The sequence below is a fragment of the Hippea sp. KM1 genome (assembly GCF_000526195.1).
GTDB lineage: Bacteria > Campylobacterota_A > Desulfurellia > Desulfurellales > Hippeaceae > Hippea.
In genome coordinates this window covers 1,236,343-1,254,646 of the sequence record NZ_JAFP01000001.1, presented here as the reverse complement: position 1 = coordinate 1,254,646, position 18,304 = coordinate 1,236,343, and the positions used below count along the sequence as shown (strand labels likewise).

Sequence of the window (18,304 nt, the reverse complement as noted above, 5' to 3'; positions counted from 1 at the left end):
GGAGAATAAGTTATGAAAATAGCCATAACAAGCGGTAAAGGCGGCACGGGCAAGACCACCATCTCTACGATGCTTGCTTACTCTTTGGATAACCCGCAGTATATTGATTGCGATGCGGAGGAGCCCAACGGTCATCTCTTCTTAAAACCCAAGATAGAAAAGACCATTCCATATACAGAACTCGTGCCTCAGATAAACGAGGATATATGCACATTCTGCGGTAAGTGTGCCGATGCATGTGCCTATAAGGCCCTGGTGGTTATGGGTGAACCGCTAAAGAAGACCATGTTCTTTGATGAATTGTGCCATTCGTGTGGTGCCTGTGCTTATGTGTGCCCTGTTGAGGGCGCCTTGATTGAGGTTCCAAAGAGGGTAGGTGAGATAAGGGTTGGTAAGGCTGGCCATATAGATTTTGTTATGGGGCTTTTGGATGTGGGTCAGGCCAGTGCAACCCAGTTGATTGCCACATTGAAACGGGAGTATATGGACGATTCAAAAACCGTTATCCTGGATTCACCGCCTGGGACATCGTGCACCGTTGTTGAGACCATAGACGGGGTTGATTTTGTTATCCTGGTGGCAGAGCCAACGCCCTTTGGATTGAGTGATTTGAAGCTTTCTGTGGAACTTGTTAGGGATATGGGGCTGAATTTTGGCATTATTGTGAACAAGCATGAAGAGGATAACGGGCTTATTGAGGATTATGCCCAACAGGAATCCATCCCCATACTCTATAGATTGCCGTTTTCTAAAGATATAGCAAAGAGCTATTCAAACGGAGCCTTGCCGTTTGAGAAATACAAAAACGACTTTAAAGGCGTAATTAAGCAGATAGAGGAAAGGATATGAGTAAGGAGCTTGTTATAATCAGTGGCAAGGGTGGCACGGGTAAGACCACCCTAACCTCGAGTCTGGCCTATGTAATGAAGGATAAGATAATTGTCGATGCAGACGCCGATGCTGCAAATATGTATATCTTGACCAGTCCAAAACTCAAGCATAAGGAGCTTTTCAAAGGAAACCCAAAAGCCGTTATAGATGTCAACAAATGCGTAAATTGTGATCTCTGCAGGAAGCTTTGCAGGTTCGATGCAATCCATATAAACCCAGACGGCAATTACTATGTAGATGAGGTCAAATGCGATTCCTGTGAGCTTTGTAAGATTGCATGCCCAGCCGAGGCCATCACGATGAAGGAGGTTTACTCAGGTGAATGGTATGAATCGGAGACCCCATTTGGGTTGATGGTTCATGCCAAACTCTATCCGGGTGCTGAAAACTCCGGAAACCTCGTTACGATGGTTAAGCACAGGGCCCATGTCATAAGTGAGGAGCAGGATATTCCATACATATTGGTGGATGGCTCACCCGGTATAGGATGCCCTGTTATATCCACGATTTCTGGGGCTAATTTTGTTGTGGTTGTATCTGAACCGACACCTGCGGGATTGCATGATTTAGAGAGGGTAAAGAGACTCTGTGATTCCTTTAAGGTGAAAAGCGGTGTGGTTGTAAATAAGTACGACTTGAACGAGGAAAAGACCAGACAGATAGAGGAGTTTGCAAAAAAGGAGGGCATGGAGGTTTTGGGGAGGATCCCGTTTGATGAGTGCGTGCCCAAGGCCATAGTAAACCTGCAGATACCCTATGAGGCCTGCGAATCGGTTAAAAGGGCCGTCGATGAAATATATGCAAGGGTTATGGAGAAGCTATGAGTATCAGGGATGAGGTATTGGAGAAGCTAAAGGGTGTTTACGACCCTGAGCTTAGGGAGGATGTTGTAAAGTTAAAGCTCGTTTACGATTTGGAGGTGGATGAGCAAAGCGGCGTTGTCAACATAAAGTTTAGACCCACCGTTGAGAACTGCCCCGTTGGTTTGCAGCTTGCTATAGCCATAAAGAAGGCCATACTCTCCGTTGATGGTGTTAAAAAAGCCAATGTCAAGGTGGAAAATTTCATCTGGGCTAAGGAGGCTGAGGAATTCTTAAAAGCGCTGGATAAGTGATTATCTTTGCTTGATGGATGAGCATTTTAGGCTCTCTAATTGCATCTCGGCGAGGTAGATTATCTCCTCGCCGTTCTTTGAGCCTTTGGAGTGGACAAAGGTCGTTAAGAACTCGACATCTATATTGCCGATCTTGATGTCTTTTAGTTCATTTAGAAGCTCTTTTTCTATCTTAACCACATCGTCTTTTGCGTATATGAATGCAAAGTAGTTCGATCCGACCCTGCTTGGGTGGAGGGCGAATTTTAGGTTTCTTATAATCGCTGCAACCTGGGCTATCAGCTCATTGCCCTTTTGGTATCCAAAGATATAGTTGATCTTCTTTAGATGCTTGATGTCCACCATAAACAGGTAAAAGTCTATCTGGTTTTCTATGAGCTTATCTGCAAAGTTTATGAGGCTTTTGATCCTGTGAAGGCCGGTGAAGACATCCTTCTCAAACAGGTCTATCCTACTCTTTTCCACCCTCGATAGCATCTCAGACGGCAGGGTATCCTCCTTCTCCTCTATGTAAATTTCCTTTAGCTTATGCTCTATAGCACTGATTATGGTTTTATCCAGCGGCATGTTCTTTATGATTTCTAAGGACTCCTCCAATGAGAACGCCCTTCTGTATGGTCTGGATGTGGTTAATGCGTCGAATACATCGGCTATAGCCAAAATCTTGCCCTCAAGCGTGATCTGCTCACATTTTAGGCCATCTGGGTATCCGCTGCCGTCGCACCGCTCATGATGCTGCCTGACGAATTTGGCTATGCCCTTAAAAAATTCCACATCCTTTATGAGCTCATAGGAGAAGACGGGATGGTATTTCATGATCTCGTATTCGTAATCGCTCAACTTGCCCGGTTTTAGGAGTATGCTGTCTGGTATTGCCACCTTGCCCAAGTCGTGCAACAGGCCTGCTATGTATAAGTCGTATTGCTGCCTTTTCGATAGACCCAATATTTGAGCGATTTTTTGGGCATAGAGTGCAACCCTTTCTGAATGTCCTTTTGTATAGAAGTCCCTGACCTCTAACACCTTAACGAATGTCCTTAAAAACTCTATCCTGTTTCTTTCGATCTGTTCGTTTTTATCTATTATGGTGGTGGACAGCTCATTGAGCGCTTTGGCTATGGTTTTAAGCCTTTTTAGGTGGAGTTTATCTATATCTATAGGGTCTTTTTTGCTTCCTATGTGGGGTATGGCCGATGTTATTAGGTTTGTATCCTTATTTGTGTCCGATGAGAATTTGGTGTTTATTAGGTGTATAAGGGCCATTGTTGCAAGGTATAGACCAAACAGGAGGAGTTGAAAGTATTTGAGCTGTCTAAACAGGTCATCTGCAAACATCGAGGCTGTCTGTTTTATGCTATCCACATAAAAGCCGGTGCCTATCATCCAGTGGAGCGGTTCGTAGTACTTCCTGAATGAGATTTTTAGGCGTGGTTTGTTTGTCGTGGGTGATGGATACCAGTAAGCCGAGTATGTTTCGCCCTTTTCTCTTAAGGCCTTTAGGTATTCCTCCCTGTAAGGGTTGCCCTTTGCATCTGTTCCTTTTGATGATGCGGGCTTGCCTATGCTTACGCCTTTGGATTTGTTGTATATGTTCATGGCGAATGCATCACCGCCGTTTAGGTTCAACATCTTAACCACAAAGAAGTAGCTGTCCTGGTTCTTATCTGCCAGTATGAATTTGTTTAGCTGGGGGAATGTGTATTCCATGATTTTGTTTTCCAACTCAAGCATCGGTTTGTATGCGCCAAGCAGTATATCGTCGCTAATGGGCGTTGTAGCTAAAAGGAATGTCTCATTGAACTGGCCTTCTTTGAGCTTTTCCGACTGGCACATATACAGGTGTATGTCGTTGAAGGATAGGTTTAGGTTTTCCCTATACGGCTTGCATTTGTTCAAATTAAGAAAATCCACCGTTGATGTGTTGTTATCAAAAAAGAAGACGAACTTTGCCCCTTTTCTTATCCTTTCATCTTTTAGCGTATTTAGCAGGCTTTTGGTGTGTGGGTTGAGCTTGATCTTTTCAAGCGATACCTCATAGGCCAAGCTTTTGAATGTGTTTTTTATGGTGGATTTTGTATAGCTGTCTATGAACGATATGGCGGCGTATGTCTCTAATTTTATTTCTTTCTTCTGCCTGTTTAATTCATAATTGTAAACGAAGTTGTATATGGCCTCTTTCTGGTTCTTCTCAATATAGTAAAACGCACCGCTCATTATGATGAATGTGGCAAAAAGAACCGCATAGACGGCCTTTAGGTAGGAGCCCTCATCAAACCCAGACTTCATGCTTTAATTATAATAGATTTTTTAATTTAGAAAAGTCTCTAATTGAAATTTTTATTTTTCGGTTTAAAAAGTTGACTTTGTGGGGTCTGTTGTGCTAATTTTTTTAGGCTTTTTGGAAGGGGGTGGGGGTGATCTTAGAGGTTAAGGTTAAGCCCAACTCTAAGGTTGAGCAGTTCGATTTTGACGGAAGGGTGTTGACCTTAAAGATCAGGGAAAAACCGCTTGAGGGTAAGGCCAACAGGGTTGTGATTGAAAGAATAGCAGAAAGGTTGAAGATCGCAAAGGGTTGTATAGAGATCGTGAAGGGCGAGAAATCGAAGAGCAAGCTTGTTAGGATAGATTGCTTGGGCGATGATGAGATACTCTCAAGATTAGGAGGATAAACGAGGATGCCGATTTATGAGTATGAGTGCGAGTTCTGCTCTCATAGATTCCAACTGTTGCAGAAGTTTAGCGATCCTGCCCCTTCTGTATGTCCAAACTGCGGCAAGGAGGGTGGAATAAAGAAGCTCATATCGCAGACATCCTTTGAGCTTAAGGGTTCTGGTTGGTATGTAACCGATTATAAAAGCAATATAACAAAGGGCTCATCGACTTCTTCTAATAAAGATAACGGCTCAAAAAATACGCAAAGCAAGGAGGCTAAGAGTGGTTGAAAGGACACTTTCTATTATCAAGCCGGACTGTGTGGCGGCCAAGAATGCGGGCAAGGTTATATCTATGCTTGAGGAGAATGGCTTTAACATCATAGGTATGAAGAAGATCCATCTAACAAAAGAGCAGGCCAAGAAGTTTTATATAGTACATAAGGATAGGCCCTTCTATGATTCCTTGACCGATTTTATGTCCGAGGGGCCTATTATTGTTATGGTTTTGGAGAAGGAGAACGCAATAGCGGATTACAGAAAGCTCATGGGTGCAACGAATCCTGAAGAGGCAGAAGAAGGAACAATTAGGAAGCTTTACGGTTCGAACATCGAAAGAAACGCCGTGCACGGTTCTGACTCTTCAGAGTCGGCAAATTATGAGATAAACTTCTTCTTTAATGAATTAGAACTTGTATAGAAAGGAGAAAGAAGATGGCTCAGCCAAAGAGAAAGTCAAGCCATTCAAGGGCTGCAAAGAGGGCAACGCATAAGAAACTTAAGAATGTGCCATTGACAAAGTGCCCAAACTGCGGTGAATACAAACTGCCGCATAGGGTCTGCCCATCTTGCGGTTATTACGGTGATAGGGAAGTTTTGACCCCTGAGGAGTAAATGATATCTGTTGCCGTGGACGCATACGGGGGGGATCATGCCCCCCAAGAGGTCATAAAGGGTGTTGAGTTAGCGCTGAAAGAGGAGGGCGATCTTCGTATCCATCTTGTCGGCAAAGAGAATGAACTGAACGGGCTGATTGAGCAGATAGACGATGATTTAAAAAAGAGAATAGATATATTCGACGCACAAGAGATTGTTAGGATGTCTGATAAGCCCTCTTTGGCGCTCAGGCTTAAGAACTCATCAATGGCCGTATCTGTTGATCTGGTCAAAAGCGGTAAGGCTGATGCCTTTATGACGGCAGGCAACTCGGGTGCGGCTATGGCGCTGGCTATGTTTAAGCTGGGTCGCATAAAGGGTGTCTCCAGGCCTGCCATTGCAACGCTCCTTCCAACGCTGGATGGTCAGATGTTAATGTTGGATGTTGGGGCTAATGCAGACTGTAAACCACAACACCTCCTTGAGTTTTCCATTATGGGTTATGTGTATGCAAAGCATGTGGCCGGTATCAAGAATCCACGGGTGGCGATTTTAAGCAACGGCGCTGAGCCCGGCAAGGGCAATCAATTGACGCTGGCTGCATACGATCTGTTATCAAAAAGCAGGCTGAACTTTATAGGTAATGTTGAGGGTGACGATATATACAAGGGTAAGGCCGATGTTATAGTGTGTGATGGGTTTGTCGGCAATGTTGTTCTAAAGGTCAGCGAATCCATACCCGATTTGATCATAGAGTTTCTAAAGGAAGAGATAAAAAAGAGCTTTTGGTATAAGGTCGGTTTCCTTCTGGCCAAACCGGCTTTCAGGATGCTAAAGAGTAAAACCGACTATTCGTCTTTTGGGGGGGCTCCCCTTTTAGGGGTGAACGGCTCATGCATAATCAGCCACGGCAGGAGCAATGGTGTTGCCATTAAAAACGCCATCTTAAGGGCTGTGAAGTTTTCCAAGGAGAAGGTGAACGATAAGATAGAATCCGCAATGGAGGGTTGTTTTTTGCTTAAGGAGTTGAAGGGGGCTGTGAGGACATGAATGCAAGGATAGTTTCGACGGGGGCTTATTTGCCGAAGAAGATATTGACCAATTTTGATCTGGAGAAGATGGTTGATACATCGGATGAATGGATAACCCAGAGAACAGGCATAAAGATAAGGCATATTGCAGAGGAGGGTGAGTCGACATCGGATTTGGCCTATAAGGCTGCTTTGGATGCACTAAAGGGTTCGGATCTATCTCCGTCCGACATCGATCTCATTGTTCTGGCCACCGTAACGCCGGATCAACCGTTGCCTGCAACTGCGCTGTTTGTTCAGGAGAAGCTTGGTGCCTATAATGCCTTTGGTTTTGATATAAATGCTGCCTGTAGCGGTTTTATGTATGCCTTATCCATTGCTAATGCATACATAAAATCCGGTATGGTTAAGAACGCCCTGGTTATAGGGGCTGAGATATTAAGCAGGATAGTTGATTGGACCGATAGAACCACATGCGTATTGTTCGGCGATGGTGCAGCGTGTGTTTTGCTTCAGGCAACAGAGGAAGAAGACAGGGGTGTTATAAGTTTGGTTCTGCATTCGGATGGCAGGTATACGGATCTTATGAGGGCTCCTGCACCGGGCAGTATAAGGCCCTGTTCAAAAGAGGTGATTGAAAACAGGGATATTTTCATTAAAATGAAGGGTAACGAAACATTTAAGATGGCCGTTAGGAATATTGCAAGCGTGAGCAAGGAGGCCCTGGATCTTGTGGATATGGATTTTTCCGATGTGGATTTAATGGTCTCCCATCAGGCCAACAAGAGGATCATAGAGAGCGTGGCAAAAAGGGCCGGTATAGATGAGGATAGGGTTATAGTGACCATAGACAAACACGCCAATACCTCTGCTGCATCTATTCCTCTTGCTCTGGATTGGGCCTATAAGAGTGGAAGGATAAAGGATGGGGATGTGATTTTGTTGAATAGTTTTGGTGCAAGTTTAACCTGGGCTGCAGGTGTTGTAAGGTGGTGATAGATGTTTAGGACAGAGATTTGCGATCTGTTGGGTATAGATTATCCGATAATTCAAGGCGGTATGGCTTGGGTTAGCGATGCTGTGCTGGCTGCTGCTGTTTCTGAGGCTGGCGGATTGGGTATCATAGCAGCCGGTAATGCAGAGGCCGATTGGGTGGAGAAGGAGATAATAAAGGCTAAGGAAATTACAAAGAAGCCATTTGGCGTTAATATAATGCTTTTGTCTCCTTATGTGGATGATGTGGTGGATGTTGTTGTTAAACACGGGGTTAAGGTGATTACAACGGGCGCTGGCAGCCCTGGCAAGTATATGGATAGGTTTAAGTCTATCGGGGCTAAGGTCATTCCGGTTGTTGCCAGTGTGGCGTTGGCAAAGAGGATGGAGGATACCGGGGCAGACGCCGTTATAGCAGAGGGTATGGAATCTGGCGGTCATATAGGTGAGCTTACCACTATGGCGCTTGTGCCTCAGGTTGTCGATGCGGTCAAGATCCCTGTGATTGCAGCAGGCGGCATAGCAGACGGCAGGGGGTTGGTGGCTGCTTTGGCATTGGGGGCAAAGGGTGTTCAGATGGGCACCCGATTTGTCGCCTCTTATGAGTGCACAATAGCCGAGGCCTATAAAGAGGCTGTAATCAAGGCAAAGGATAGGGATACGGTTGTAACCGGCAGGATCACAGGCCATCCGGTCAGGATAATAAAGAACAAATTGGCAAGGGAGTTTATAAAGTTGGAGAACAGCGGCGCGACGCCTGAGGAGCTTGAAAAATTTGGCGAGGGCAGACTCAGGCTTGCAGCAAGAGAGGGCGATGTGAAAAACGGAAGCGTTATGGCCGGCCAGATTGCCGGTTTAATATCCGATGTAAAGCCCGTTGATGCAATAATAAGGGATATAATTGAAGAAGCTAAGGGTGTAATAAAACAGATAAACGGTCTTTTGGGAGTCTGATGATGAGGTTTTTGATGTTCACAGGCCAGGGTTCTCAATTTGTCGGCATGGGCAGGGATCTGTATGAGAGCTTTGATGTGGTTAAAAAGACATTCAATAGGGCAAACGATGCCTTAGGTTTTGATTTGAAATCCCTTATGTTCGATGGTCCGGAGGATAAACTAACACTTACAGCCTTTGCCCAACCGGCCATATTGACCGTGTCTTTGGCCATATACGATTTGATAAAATCCGAGACCGATTTTGATTTTGATGTTGCTGCAGGCCATTCGTTGGGTGAGTATTCTGCATTGGTTGCAGCGGATGCTTTGGATTTTGAGGATGCGGTCTATGCGGTGCATAAGCGGGGCGAATTTATGCAACAGGCCGTGCCTGAAGGTGTTGGGGCTATGGCTGCCATAATCACAGATAAACACGACGAGGTGGAGAAGCTCTGTATAGGTGTCAGCAAAAACTTTGAGAATGGATATTGCCAGATAGCCAACTATAACGCCAATAATCAGGTCATAGTGTCTGGATATAGAGAGGGTGTTGAGAAGGTATCGCAACTTGCAAGCGAAAGGGGGTTGGGCAAGGTAATACCGTTGAATGTATCTGCTCCGTTCCATTGCGCATTGATGGAGCCGGTTAAGGAAAAAATGGAGAGGGTTCTGGATAAAATAGCATTTAGAAAGCCCTCAAAACCCGTGATTGAGAATACAAAATCCGATGTTATAGATGATAGCTCAAACATAAAGGATTATCTGATCAACCAGATAACAGACCCGGTAAGGTGGACGGATAATGTTAATAAGGCCATAGAGTTGGGGTGCGATGAGTTTGTAGAGTTTGGGCCAAAGAATGTGCTATCCTCGATGCTAAAAAGGCAGATGCGCAAGGCCAATATAAATTATGTGGTTGACTTGAAAAGCTATAATAGCTATAAGGATAGGGTATGAATTTTAAGGGTAGTGTGGCCCTGATTACGGGGTCAAGCAGGGGTATAGGCGCTCAGATAGCATATCAACTTTCAAAGAAGGGTTTAACGGTTATCGTTAACTATTCATACAATAGGGACATGGCTTTAAAGCTGTGCGATAGGATTACATCAGAGGGCGGCAGGTGTGATGCGGTCGGTTTTGATGTGGCCGATTTTGATGCTTCAGGCGAGGCAATAAAACAGATAGCATCAAGGTATGGCAGTATTGATTATCTAATCAATAACGCAGGCATTACAAGAGACAATCTTATCATGAGGATGAACAAAGAAGATATAGACAGGGTTATAGATGTCAATCTAAAGGGTGCCTTGAATTGCATAAAGCATGTATCAAGGTATATGATAAAAAAGAGGTTTGGCGTAATAGTTAACATATCAAGCATCATAGGCCTTATGGGTAATGCGGGGCAGGCCAACTATGCTGCAAGCAAGGCCGGTTTAATAGGTCTTACAAAATCACTTGCAAGGGAGCTGGGTGGGCGCAACATAAGGGTCAATGCCGTTGCCCCGGGGTATATAGAGACCGATATGACAGCCGTTTTGAACGATGAACAGAAGAAGGCGTTGATAGGCAATATTGCCCTCGGTCGTTTGGGCAGCGTGGAGGATGTGGCCAACCTGGTTGAATTTCTACTGAGCGAGGAAGCTTCATACATAACGGGCGAAGTCATCAATATAAGTGGCGGATTATATATTTAAAAATAAAAAGGGGGTTTGTAAGATGAATGTAGCAGAGGAAGTAAAGAAGATCGTTATTGAGCAGTTGGGTGTGGACGAGGATGAGGTTAAGCCTGAGGCCAAGTTCATTGAGGATCTGGGAGCAGATTCCCTGGATACGGTTGAGCTTGTTATGGCTATGGAGGAGAAGTTTGGCATCGACATTCCGGACTCCGATGCCCAGAAGATCGTAACCGTTCAGGATGCCATCGATTATGTTGAATCCCATTTAAATAAATAAGAGAGAGCAATGCGAAGGGTTGTTGTAACAGGTGTTGGAGCCATAACGCCCGTTGGCCTGAATGCTAAGGAGAGTTTTGAAAACGCCTGTAAGGGTATAAGCGGAATAGGCAGGATAACCCACTTTGATGCCTCTAACCTGACCGTTCAGATAGCCGGTGAGGTTAAGGGGTTTGAGCCGACCAGATATGTCGATAGGAAGGATGTAAAAAAGATCGACCTGTTTTCCTTATACGCCATTGCAGCGACGGATGAGGCTATAAAGAGTGCCGGCCTGGATATGGATAAAGAGGATCCGTTCAGGGTTGGCGTTAGCGTGGGAAGTGGCATAGGGGGTCTTCAGACGATTGAGAAGTACAACGAGGCTTATCTTAAGAGGGGTCAAAAGGGGGTATCTCCCTTCTTTATCCCCGTTGCCGTTATAAACATGGCTGCAGGCAACATAGCCATGCAGTTTGGCGCAAAGGGGCCCAATTTTAGCGATGTTACGGCCTGTGCAACAGGCACCCATTCCATAGGCCTTGCTGCCCGTTGTATTGCATACGGGGATGCCGATGTTATGATATGCGGCGGAACGGAATCGACCATAACGCCGCTGGCTGTTAGCGGTTTTGCCAACATGAAGGCTCTATCCACAAGGAACGATGAGCCGGAGAAGGCCTCCCGCCCGTTTGATAGGGATAGGGATGGTTTTGTTATGGGTGAGGGTGCAGGAGTCTTGATTCTTGAGGAGTATGAGCATGCCGTTAAGAGGGGTGCTGAGATCTTAGCTGAGTTTGCCGGTTTTGGCATGAGTGATGATGCCTATCACTTCACAGCGCCCGATCCCAAAGGTGAAGGTGCAACATACGCCATGAAGATGGCCCTAAATGATGCTAAGCTAAACCCTGAGGATATAGACTATATAAACGCACACGGCACATCCACACACTTCAACGACATTATAGAGACAAAGGCCATAAAGACGGTGTTTGGCGATCACGCCTATAAGCTAACCATAAGCTCAACCAAGTCGGTTACCGGCCATCTATTGGGTGCTGCCGGTGGCGTTGAGGCTGTGTTTAGCGTGTTGGCTTTGAAAGAAGGTGTTATACCTCCGACGATGAATCTGGATAACCCTGACGATGAATGCGATCTCTTCTATACACCCAATGAGGCGATTAAGAAGGACATCAAAACGGCCATGTCCAACTCCTTTGGCTTTGGTGGAACAAACGCCGTTGTGATCTTTAAGAAAATCTGAAGAGGGGCTTTTGCCCCTTTGTTTTTTTATGAGGTTTGTTCTCTTTGACCTTGACGGCACTCTCATAGATTCCCGCCTGGATCTTGCAAATAGCATAAACGCCGCATTGGTTGAGTTTTCCCTAAAACCGCTTCCAAACGAGAAGATCTATAGCTTTGTGGGCAACGGTGTTAGGAGGTTGGTGGAGGATTGCTTAAAGGAGGAGAATGCGGTTCATCTATTTGATGGGGTGATGGAGTTTTTCTTTGCCCATTACTACGAACACCTATTGGATAATACGGTTCTGTATGAGGGCGTATTGGATGTGCTTGAGAGGTTAAAGACAAAGAATACCCAGATGTTTGTCATCACCAATAAGAGCTTCATATTTACAAAACGGGTGCTTGAAGGATTGGGTATAGATGGATACTTCAGGGATGTGGTGTGCGGCGATAGCCTCCCCTTTAGAAAACCCCATCCGCAACCCATATTGACGCTAAGGGATAGGCACGGTTTGGAGTTAGACGGCGGGGTAATGGTGGGGGATTCTGAAAACGATATAGAGGCAGCAAGAGCAGCCGGCGTAAAAATAGGCTGGGCTGCATACGGTTTTAGGGGTGAGGATATTTTAAGGCAATACGAGGTCGATTTTGTATTGAAAAAGCCGATCGAGCTGCTCAATCTGGTTTAACAAGCACGCATTTTTCCTCTAACCGTGAAAGGCATCTGCCTATCTTTGTTTTAAATTTGCCCTCTTTTAGATCCTGATGAAACAGGTTCCATATGTTATCGATGTTGGAGCTTGCAAATATATTCACATCGCCGTAATAGAGCATGTCTATCAAGTAGGTAAACCTCAATGCATCCATCAGTTCCATATCGTTGAAGGGCCTTAGGTTTTCTATGAACAAGGCATCCAGGGAATAGGCTATGTTTCTGTATCTTGTCGGATGGATTTCTTTTAGTTTTTCTATGAGCTCCTCAAAGTTTACATAGAGTTTTAGCTTTTCTTTGGGTTGATATTTGCCGAATATCTCTTTAAGGTTTGAGTTTGAGATGCTGAAATTCAGGCTGGGTTGTTTGAATCTGTAATCCTCACCGTCGATTATTATTGTTTCAAATGAGTTGATCAATGACCCCATTCTGGCTTTGAATGTTAGCATGTCTAACTTTCTTGCCCCCAGCTGAGAGGGAAGCGTGTTGGATGTGGCTATAACAACAGTGTCGGTTTTGTTTATCTCCCTTATGAAGTTTATGCCCATCATGGCATCTCCTGGATCGTCAACCTCAAACTCATCCAAAAGCACTATGTCGTATTGTGATAGCATATCAACCACATCCAGAAGGGTATAGTAGGCAATCAGATACATGAGTTCGGAGAAGGATATAAACAGCTTCTTTCCCCTATATGCATTGCCTATGGAGGCAAGCAGATGGGTTTTGCCCACACCGAACACGCCGTCTAAGTATATGTGTGGCGGTTTTGAGGTTTTTATGAGCTTGCGCAACAGCTTGTTTTTTGGTGTTTTTCTCTTGAAGGTCTCTATCTGTTGCACTAATTCTATCAGGCGCTCCTTTGCCTGTTTTTGGGATGGGTAATCCTTGTTTGGTATATAGTTGTCAAAGGAGCATCCCTTGAATTTGGGTGGTATGGTGTTTTGGTTTATGATGGTCTCTATGGGTGATGAGAAGTCTAATTCGTTTAACGATATGGCGTTTTTCATGGATTTATACCCCTTCTTTTAAGAAAATCCAGACAACTGTTGTCCAGCCGCCTTAAGCCTGCCTCAATTGCCCACAACAGCGCCTCTAAATACTCCTCCTCCGTGATTGGTCTTGCTATCTCTTCGAATCTGTATGCCAAGCCTAAGGGCCTGTATTGTGCCATTATGTTTGTGTATGTGTTGGGCGATACCTCTTTGGCTATGAAGTTTACTATCTCCTTTGTGCCTGCAAGCCTGTTGGGAAGAACCAGATGCCTTATGATAAGCCCCCTTTTTGCTATGCCGTCTTCTATTACCAGGTCGCCAACCTGCTTATGCATTATCTTTATGGCGTTTTTTGTTATCTGGGGATAGTCTTTGGCAGATGAGTATGCCTCTGCAGTTTTGCTATCCCAATATTTAAAATCCGGCATGTATATGTCTATAATGCCGTCTAACAGGTTTAGCGTTTCCGGTAATTCATAGCCGCTTGTGTTGTAAACGATGGGTATGCTTAAGCCGTCTTCTATTGCCAATTTTAGGGCTTTGAGGAATTGAGGAACTATGTGGGTTGGGGTCACTATGTTTATGTTGTGGCATCCCTGCCTTTGCAGTGATAGCATCATTTGTGAGAACTCCTCGATAGAGACCGTCCTGCCCTCACACAGATGGCTTGTGGATGAGTTCTGGCAATATATACACAACAGGTTGCAGCAGGATATGAATATCGTGCCTGAGCCGTTTTTGCCAACAAGCACATCCTCCTCTCCGAAATGCGGAAAATAATCTGCCACAGCTGGCAATTCGGCCGTATTGCATATGCCCTTTTTGCCAGCCAATCTGTTGACCCTGCAGACCCTCGGGCATAGCCTGCAGCTTTTGAGCATCTCGTAGGCCTTCTCTATCTTCTCATCCAACTTACCCTCTTTGTATGTTTTTAGGTATATGGGTTTTGTGTTATTCATACTTTATCCTTGGATCCACTATCGCATAACATATGTCTGCTATGAGGTTTCCAATGAGTGTAAGAATAGTGCTTATGGTCAATATACCCATGACGGTGGGGTAATCCCTTGCCATTGCAGAAAGGTAAAACAGCCTCCCCATGCCGGGTATGGCAAAGATAGACTCTATGATCACGCTTCCACCAATCAGGGAGGGTATGGATAGCCCCATTATCGTAATAAGCGGCAATAGGGCGTTCTTCAGGGCATGTTTGTATAGGATGGTTTTTGGGCTGATGCCCCGCATAAACATAAGCTTTATAAAATCCTTCTCTAATGTGTCGACAACGCCGCTTCTGATGTATCTTGAAAAGCCGGCCAAAGACCCAAAGACGCCGATAAAAATAGGTATTGTTAGGTGTTTTGCCATATCGATGTAATAGGGTAGGCTGCCCTCTTTTACATTGAAGGAGTGCAGGCCCGCAAGGGGCAAGAGGTGCCATTTAACAGAGAGCAATATCATAAGCAGGAGTGCCAGCCAGAACGACGGCATGGAATATCCACTGAACACAAAGAATGTTAGGAATTTATCAACAATGGAATCCTTCTTTGCTGCCCCAATTATGCCTATGGGTATGGATATTGCAAGGGACAACAGCAATACCACGATGTTTATTATTAGCGTTATGGGAAGGCTATAGGCTATTTTGTCCCATACACTTACACCGTCTATTAGGCTATATCCGAAATCCAACCTGAAGAACGATTTTAACCAATCCAGGTATTGGATATAGAGCGGCTCGTTTAGGTGGTATATCTTTTCCATATTTTTGAGCGATTCGTATGATACATTGGGGTTAAAGCCACCCGTTGCATTTACGGGATTTCCCGGTGATAGGTGGATTATGAAGAATATTATGAATGTTATACCGAAGAATGTGGGGATTAGCTCAGCTATCTTCTTTAGAATAAAGCCCCGCATAGTAATTCAAAGCTTCTTTTCTCTTTTTTAGCGAGCATATATACATCAATTCGTCGGATGTTTTGCCCTCCTGGGGGTATTTGGCATAGGTTATATAGCATCCGATGATGTTTTTTGCTTCATCTTCGTTTATTATGCAGCTTTTGCTTTTTATCTTGTCTATGATGCCGTTTTTCAGCTTCTCCGATATGTTTTTGTGAAACTCCTCTGTGTTTTTGCCTAAATACATAAACATGAACGCATCGGCCGATGTTCTGGCTAATGCCTCTTTGTTTATTATCCCTTTTAAGGCCTCAGCCAAAAAGAGTATGATCCTGTCACCCACCAGCCTGCCGTATTTGTGGTTTATGTATGACATGTTCTTTACATCGACCATAAACAGCGTAAACGGTTCTTTTTTCTGTATGTAGCTATCCATTATACGCACAAGATAGCTTCTCCTTTTTAGGCCTGTCATGTAATCCATCTCTGTTATGTGCTTGCGGAAGTAATCTATCTTTTCCGGTATGAATGTGCCTTTGCATGTTATCTCCTCTATGAAGCTGCTAACCAGCACATCCTCGACCTTTGAGAGTATGCTCTGATCTATCTTTTCGGATTTCATGATCTCTATGGCCTCTGTTGGCTTTAGGGCCTTTCTATACGGCCTGTCTGTTGTCAAGGCGTCGTATATATCGGCAATGGCCAGTATACGGGCCCCTAACTCTATCTCGTTTCCGGATAGTCCATCGGGGTATCCGCTGCCATCTAACTTTTCGTGGTGATGCCTGATGCATTTTGCAATACCCTTGAATTTTGGAACATTCTTTACGATTTCGTATGAGATTATAGGGTGGTATTTCATAATCTCAAACTCAAACGGTGTTAATTTGCCGGGTTTTAGCAATATGGCATCGGGTATGCCTATCTTTCCTATATCGTGCAATAGACCGGCATTGTACATCATCTCCTGCTGGTATATGTCCAATCCCAACTTCCTGGCTATTAGCTTTGAATATCTGGCGACATGCTCGGAGTGCCCCCTGGTGTATATATCCTTGGCCTCTGTGGAATAGACAAATGCCTGGATAAGGCCTTCCTCTGTTTCTGAGAGTTCGCTGAAAACAGAGCGGATGGTTTTGTATGTGTAAACGATGGATATGAAATGGGTCAAGGCACTCTGGAATGTTTCAAGCTCTGATTTAAACTCATCTGGCGGCTCCTGACTGAATCCAAAACCAAAGACGCCCACAACCTTTCCCTTTGATGTTGCCGGTATGTAAACGCAGTATTTCGGGTATGTTTTGTCGGTGGAGCAGCTCTGTGATATGGTTTTTGTGTTTGTTTTCCATAGGTTGTATATCATGTTCTTCTTGCTTGCCTCTATATCGCCCACCTCTATCTTGTCGTTTAATGTTATGTAAAGGTTCTCTGAGGCAAACAGAAAACACAGCATCTTTGCGCCTGCCAGGTCCTTTATCTTCCTCAACGCCTGGGCTATCAGGCTAATGGATACATTCTGCGATAGCTTGGAATCCAAAAGCTTAAACAGCTCTAACTGTCTTTTGTTCTTTTCTCTTTCTATCTCTATCTGTTTTATGTATGATTCCTTTTGAAGCTCCGATGCTATTGTGTCTGCGATGGTCTTTAGTATCTTTATCTCTTCTTCTGAGAACGATTTGATCTTTTTTAGGCTTATCAGGTGGAGCGAGCCGTATATTTCGTCCTTTGTTTTTATCAGCACGGCAAGAAGGGATTTCAGGCCCACATCCAGCCACGACTTTAGCGCCAGAGGATAGTTTTGGTAATCGTTGATGATGAGATGCCCGTCTTTTTTTAGCCTGTCGTGGAATTCTCTTCTTGATTCTAAAGGCACCTCATAGAGCTGGGGATAGATCTGCTTTGGATAGTTCTCTGCCATGAAGAAGGATGAGTGTTTGAATTTTATGTATCCACTATCCCAAAAGCCTATAAAGGCACCGTCAACGCCGCATAGCTGGGCAATGTTGTCCAGTATGAGTTTCCAGTTGTGTTTCTTATAATCGCCTTTGACTATCCTGTTTGATAGTTCTAAGGCCTTAAGAAGCAGTGAACCATCTCCCCCCATAATTGCAAATTCTATAACAATTTTTGTATAAGGTCAACGAAAAGCTCGGTTTTTTGGGAATATTTTTTGCTAATATACTCAAGGGAGGTGCAGGATGCCGTTTTTGAATGATTCGACATTTGATTATATAAAATACGGCCTCGATGTTGCCGTGTTGAGGCAGGATGTTATAGCCAGCAATATAGCAAATGCAGATACCCCGCACTATAAGGCTAAGCACATACCCTTTAAGGATATACTCTCTCTGAAGAGTAAGGATATAGAGCTTAAAAAGGAGGATCCAAGACACATAGAGCCCAAAGATGGGCTTGAGTTTTTGATTAAAAGGGACAGAGACGATTATCTTGTTAAAAACGACCAGAATAATGTAAAACTGGATAAAGAACTTACGCATCTGGCAAAGAACACGCTGCTTATCAATGCCCTGACGGCATTTGAGCGCTATAAGTTCAATGAGTATAAGGATATAATATCATCGACAAGAAATGCATAGGAGGGTTGAATGAGTATATTCGATAGCATGAACATAGCCTCAAGCGGCATGAGCGCCCAGCGATTAAGGATGAATATAATATCGTCAAACATAGCCAATGCCGACACGGTTGAAACCCAGGAGGGCGGACCATACAAAAGGAGGGATGTGATCTTTGAGGCTGTCGGCTATTCTAAGTTTTCCGATGTGCTTAAGACCGTTGAGGTTAAGGATGTTGTAAGGGATGATTCGCCGCCGAAGTTGGTGTATGACCCGTCAAATCCTTTGGCTAACAAGGACGGTTATGTGGCATATCCCAATATAAACCCCGTTGTTGAGATGACAAATCTCATAGATGCCATGAGAACATATCAGGCCAATGCCTCAGTTATAGATTCGGCAAAGCAGATGATCCAGGCAGCATTAGGTGTATTAAGGGCTTGAAAAAT

At 44.4% G+C, this 18,304-nt stretch carries 22 protein-coding genes; 17 read left to right on the top strand and 5 right to left on the bottom strand.

Annotated elements, in window-relative coordinates; translation table 11 throughout:
- The first annotated feature begins 12 nt into the window (after positions 1-12).
- From D891_RS0106405 to D891_RS0106395, 3 genes are read left to right on the top strand one after another with little or no spacing between them, the layout of a single operon-like run.
- The gene (locus D891_RS0106405; RefSeq protein WP_025270297.1) at positions 13-849 is read left to right on the top strand and encodes a nucleotide-binding protein; all 837 of its coding nucleotides are present in this window, start codon (positions 13-15) and stop codon (positions 847-849) included.
- Positions 846-1,715 (top strand): ATP-binding protein, encoded by an 870-nt coding sequence (locus D891_RS0106400; RefSeq protein ID WP_025270296.1) that lies wholly within the window; start codon positions 846-848, stop codon positions 1,713-1,715. The genes D891_RS0106405 and D891_RS0106400 overlap by 4 nt, the downstream gene beginning before the upstream one ends.
- Positions 1,712-2,005: a metal-sulfur cluster assembly factor gene (locus tag D891_RS0106395; protein ID WP_025270295.1), complete on the top strand. Its 294-nt coding sequence runs from the start codon at positions 1,712-1,714 to the stop codon at positions 2,003-2,005. Before D891_RS0106400 ends, D891_RS0106395 begins: the two co-directional genes overlap by 4 nt.
- Here D891_RS0106395 and D891_RS09550 read toward each other — a convergent pair whose 3' ends face one another.
- Entirely contained in the window at positions 2,006-4,291 is a 2,286-nt protein-coding gene (locus D891_RS09550; RefSeq protein WP_025270294.1) for an HD domain-containing phosphohydrolase, read from the bottom strand. It lies immediately after the preceding gene.
- Between the two features lie 128 nt (positions 4,292-4,419).
- On the opposite strand from D891_RS09550, the gene D891_RS0106380 reads away from it, so the two are divergent.
- From D891_RS0106380 to D891_RS0106325, 12 genes are read left to right on the top strand one after another with little or no spacing between them, the layout of a single operon-like run.
- Positions 4,420-4,674 (top strand): DUF167 domain-containing protein, encoded by a 255-nt coding sequence (locus D891_RS0106380; RefSeq protein ID WP_025270293.1) that lies wholly within the window; start codon positions 4,420-4,422, stop codon positions 4,672-4,674.
- A gap of 6 nt (positions 4,675-4,680) precedes the next feature.
- Positions 4,681-4,947, top strand: a complete 267-nt coding sequence (locus D891_RS0106375; protein WP_025270292.1) for an FmdB family zinc ribbon protein — start codon at positions 4,681-4,683, stop codon at positions 4,945-4,947.
- The gene (gene ndk, locus D891_RS0106370; RefSeq protein ID WP_025270291.1) at positions 4,940-5,356 is read left to right on the top strand and encodes a nucleoside-diphosphate kinase; all 417 of its coding nucleotides are present in this window, start codon (positions 4,940-4,942) and stop codon (positions 5,354-5,356) included. The genes D891_RS0106375 and ndk overlap by 8 nt, the downstream gene beginning before the upstream one ends.
- Before the next feature lie 14 nt (positions 5,357-5,370).
- The gene (gene rpmF, locus D891_RS0106365; protein ID WP_013682216.1) at positions 5,371-5,550 is read left to right on the top strand and encodes a 50S ribosomal protein L32; all 180 of its coding nucleotides are present in this window, start codon (positions 5,371-5,373) and stop codon (positions 5,548-5,550) included.
- On the top strand, positions 5,551-6,582 hold the full coding sequence (gene plsX, locus D891_RS0106360) for a phosphate acyltransferase PlsX (RefSeq protein ID WP_029952091.1): 1,032 nt from the start codon (positions 5,551-5,553) through the stop codon (positions 6,580-6,582).
- Positions 6,579-7,559 (top strand): beta-ketoacyl-ACP synthase III, encoded by a 981-nt coding sequence (locus D891_RS0106355; protein WP_025270289.1) that lies wholly within the window; start codon positions 6,579-6,581, stop codon positions 7,557-7,559. The genes plsX and D891_RS0106355 overlap by 4 nt, the downstream gene beginning before the upstream one ends.
- 3 nt (positions 7,560-7,562) lie before the next feature.
- Positions 7,563-8,510, top strand: a complete 948-nt coding sequence (fabK, locus tag D891_RS0106350) for an enoyl-[acyl-carrier-protein] reductase FabK (RefSeq protein ID WP_025270288.1) — start codon at positions 7,563-7,565, stop codon at positions 8,508-8,510.
- 2 nt (positions 8,511-8,512) lie between these two features.
- Positions 8,513-9,448 (top strand): ACP S-malonyltransferase, encoded by a 936-nt coding sequence (gene fabD, locus D891_RS0106345; protein WP_198014800.1) that lies wholly within the window; start codon positions 8,513-8,515, stop codon positions 9,446-9,448.
- A complete protein-coding gene (gene fabG, locus D891_RS0106340) occupies positions 9,445-10,188 on the top strand; it encodes a 3-oxoacyl-[acyl-carrier-protein] reductase (RefSeq protein WP_025270286.1) in 744 nt (247 codons plus the stop codon). Before fabD ends, fabG begins: the two co-directional genes overlap by 4 nt.
- Positions 10,189-10,210: 22 nt before the next feature.
- Positions 10,211-10,447: an acyl carrier protein gene (gene acpP / locus D891_RS0106335; RefSeq protein WP_025270285.1), complete on the top strand. Its 237-nt coding sequence runs from the start codon at positions 10,211-10,213 to the stop codon at positions 10,445-10,447.
- A 9-nt stretch (positions 10,448-10,456) separates the two neighbouring features.
- Positions 10,457-11,689 carry a beta-ketoacyl-ACP synthase II gene (fabF, locus tag D891_RS0106330; RefSeq protein WP_025270284.1) on the top strand — a complete coding sequence of 411 codons (1,233 nt, stop codon included), beginning with the start codon at positions 10,457-10,459 and terminating at the stop codon, positions 11,687-11,689.
- A 28-nt stretch (positions 11,690-11,717) separates the two neighbouring features.
- Positions 11,718-12,359 carry an HAD family hydrolase gene (locus D891_RS0106325; protein ID WP_025270283.1) on the top strand — a complete coding sequence of 214 codons (642 nt, stop codon included), beginning with the start codon at positions 11,718-11,720 and terminating at the stop codon, positions 12,357-12,359.
- Here D891_RS0106325 and zapE read toward each other — a convergent pair.
- Genes zapE through D891_RS09545 form a run of 4 tightly spaced genes read right to left on the bottom strand, consistent with a single transcriptional unit; the run spans position 12,346 to position 17,383 of the window.
- On the bottom strand, positions 12,346-13,392 hold the full coding sequence (zapE, locus tag D891_RS0106320; protein ID WP_025270282.1) for an AFG1/ZapE family ATPase: 1,047 nt from the start codon (positions 13,390-13,392) through the stop codon (positions 12,346-12,348). The genes D891_RS0106325 and zapE overlap by 14 nt on opposite strands.
- Positions 13,389-14,336: a radical SAM protein gene (locus D891_RS0106315; protein WP_025270281.1), complete on the bottom strand. Its 948-nt coding sequence runs from the start codon at positions 14,334-14,336 to the stop codon at positions 13,389-13,391. The genes zapE and D891_RS0106315 overlap by 4 nt, the downstream gene beginning before the upstream one ends.
- Positions 14,329-15,297, bottom strand: a complete 969-nt coding sequence (locus tag D891_RS0106310; protein WP_029952216.1) for an ABC transporter permease — start codon at positions 15,295-15,297, stop codon at positions 14,329-14,331. The genes D891_RS0106315 and D891_RS0106310 overlap by 8 nt, the downstream gene beginning before the upstream one ends.
- The gene (locus D891_RS09545; protein WP_025270280.1) at positions 15,266-17,383 is read right to left on the bottom strand and encodes an HD domain-containing phosphohydrolase; all 2,118 of its coding nucleotides are present in this window, start codon (positions 17,381-17,383) and stop codon (positions 15,266-15,268) included. The genes D891_RS0106310 and D891_RS09545 overlap by 32 nt, the downstream gene beginning before the upstream one ends.
- A 94-nt stretch (positions 17,384-17,477) precedes the next feature.
- Here D891_RS09545 and flgB point away from each other — a divergent pair, with 94 nt between their 5' ends.
- On the top strand, positions 17,478-17,876 hold the full coding sequence (flgB, locus tag D891_RS0106300; RefSeq protein WP_025270279.1) for a flagellar basal body rod protein FlgB: 399 nt from the start codon (positions 17,478-17,480) through the stop codon (positions 17,874-17,876).
- 9 nt (positions 17,877-17,885) lie between these two features.
- Positions 17,886-18,299, top strand: coding sequence for a flagellar basal body rod protein FlgC (gene flgC, locus D891_RS0106295; protein WP_025270278.1), 414 nt, complete (start codon positions 17,886-17,888; stop codon positions 18,297-18,299).
- Positions 18,300-18,304 lie beyond the last annotated feature (5 nt).

Bases quoted from the DNA above. Each gene is read 5' to 3' on its own strand.
- D891_RS0106405 (WP_025270297.1), top strand. From the start codon at position 13: ATGAAAATAGCCATAACAAGCGGTAAAGGCGGCACGGGCAAGACCACC.
- D891_RS0106400 (WP_025270296.1), top strand. From the start codon at position 846: ATGAGTAAGGAGCTTGTTATAATCAGTGGCAAGGGTGGCACGGGTAAG.
- D891_RS0106395 (WP_025270295.1), top strand. From the start codon at position 1,712: ATGAGTATCAGGGATGAGGTATTGGAGAAGCTAAAGGGTGTTTACGAC.
- D891_RS09550 (WP_025270294.1), bottom strand. From the start codon at position 4,291: ATGAAGTCTGGGTTTGATGAGGGCTCCTACCTAAAGGCCGTCTATGCG.
- D891_RS0106375 (WP_025270292.1), top strand. From the start codon at position 4,681: ATGCCGATTTATGAGTATGAGTGCGAGTTCTGCTCTCATAGATTCCAA.
- rpmF (WP_013682216.1), top strand. From the start codon at position 5,371: ATGGCTCAGCCAAAGAGAAAGTCAAGCCATTCAAGGGCTGCAAAGAGG.
- plsX (WP_029952091.1), top strand. From the start codon at position 5,551: ATGATATCTGTTGCCGTGGACGCATACGGGGGGGATCATGCCCCCCAA.
- D891_RS0106355 (WP_025270289.1), top strand. From the start codon at position 6,579: ATGAATGCAAGGATAGTTTCGACGGGGGCTTATTTGCCGAAGAAGATA.
- fabK (WP_025270288.1), top strand. From the start codon at position 7,563: ATGTTTAGGACAGAGATTTGCGATCTGTTGGGTATAGATTATCCGATA.
- fabD (WP_198014800.1), top strand. From the start codon at position 8,513: ATGAGGTTTTTGATGTTCACAGGCCAGGGTTCTCAATTTGTCGGCATG.
- fabG (WP_025270286.1), top strand. From the start codon at position 9,445: ATGAATTTTAAGGGTAGTGTGGCCCTGATTACGGGGTCAAGCAGGGGT.
- acpP (WP_025270285.1), top strand. From the start codon at position 10,211: ATGAATGTAGCAGAGGAAGTAAAGAAGATCGTTATTGAGCAGTTGGGT.
- fabF (WP_025270284.1), top strand. From the start codon at position 10,457: ATGCGAAGGGTTGTTGTAACAGGTGTTGGAGCCATAACGCCCGTTGGC.
- D891_RS0106325 (WP_025270283.1), top strand. From the start codon at position 11,718: ATGAGGTTTGTTCTCTTTGACCTTGACGGCACTCTCATAGATTCCCGC.
- zapE (WP_025270282.1), bottom strand. From the start codon at position 13,392: ATGAAAAACGCCATATCGTTAAACGAATTAGACTTCTCATCACCCATA.
- D891_RS0106315 (WP_025270281.1), bottom strand. From the start codon at position 14,336: ATGAATAACACAAAACCCATATACCTAAAAACATACAAAGAGGGTAAG.
- D891_RS0106310 (WP_029952216.1), bottom strand. From the start codon at position 15,297: ATGCGGGGCTTTATTCTAAAGAAGATAGCTGAGCTAATCCCCACATTC.
- D891_RS09545 (WP_025270280.1), bottom strand. From the start codon at position 17,383: ATGGGGGGAGATGGTTCACTGCTTCTTAAGGCCTTAGAACTATCAAAC.
- flgB (WP_025270279.1), top strand. From the start codon at position 17,478: ATGCCGTTTTTGAATGATTCGACATTTGATTATATAAAATACGGCCTC.
- flgC (WP_025270278.1), top strand. From the start codon at position 17,886: ATGAGTATATTCGATAGCATGAACATAGCCTCAAGCGGCATGAGCGCC.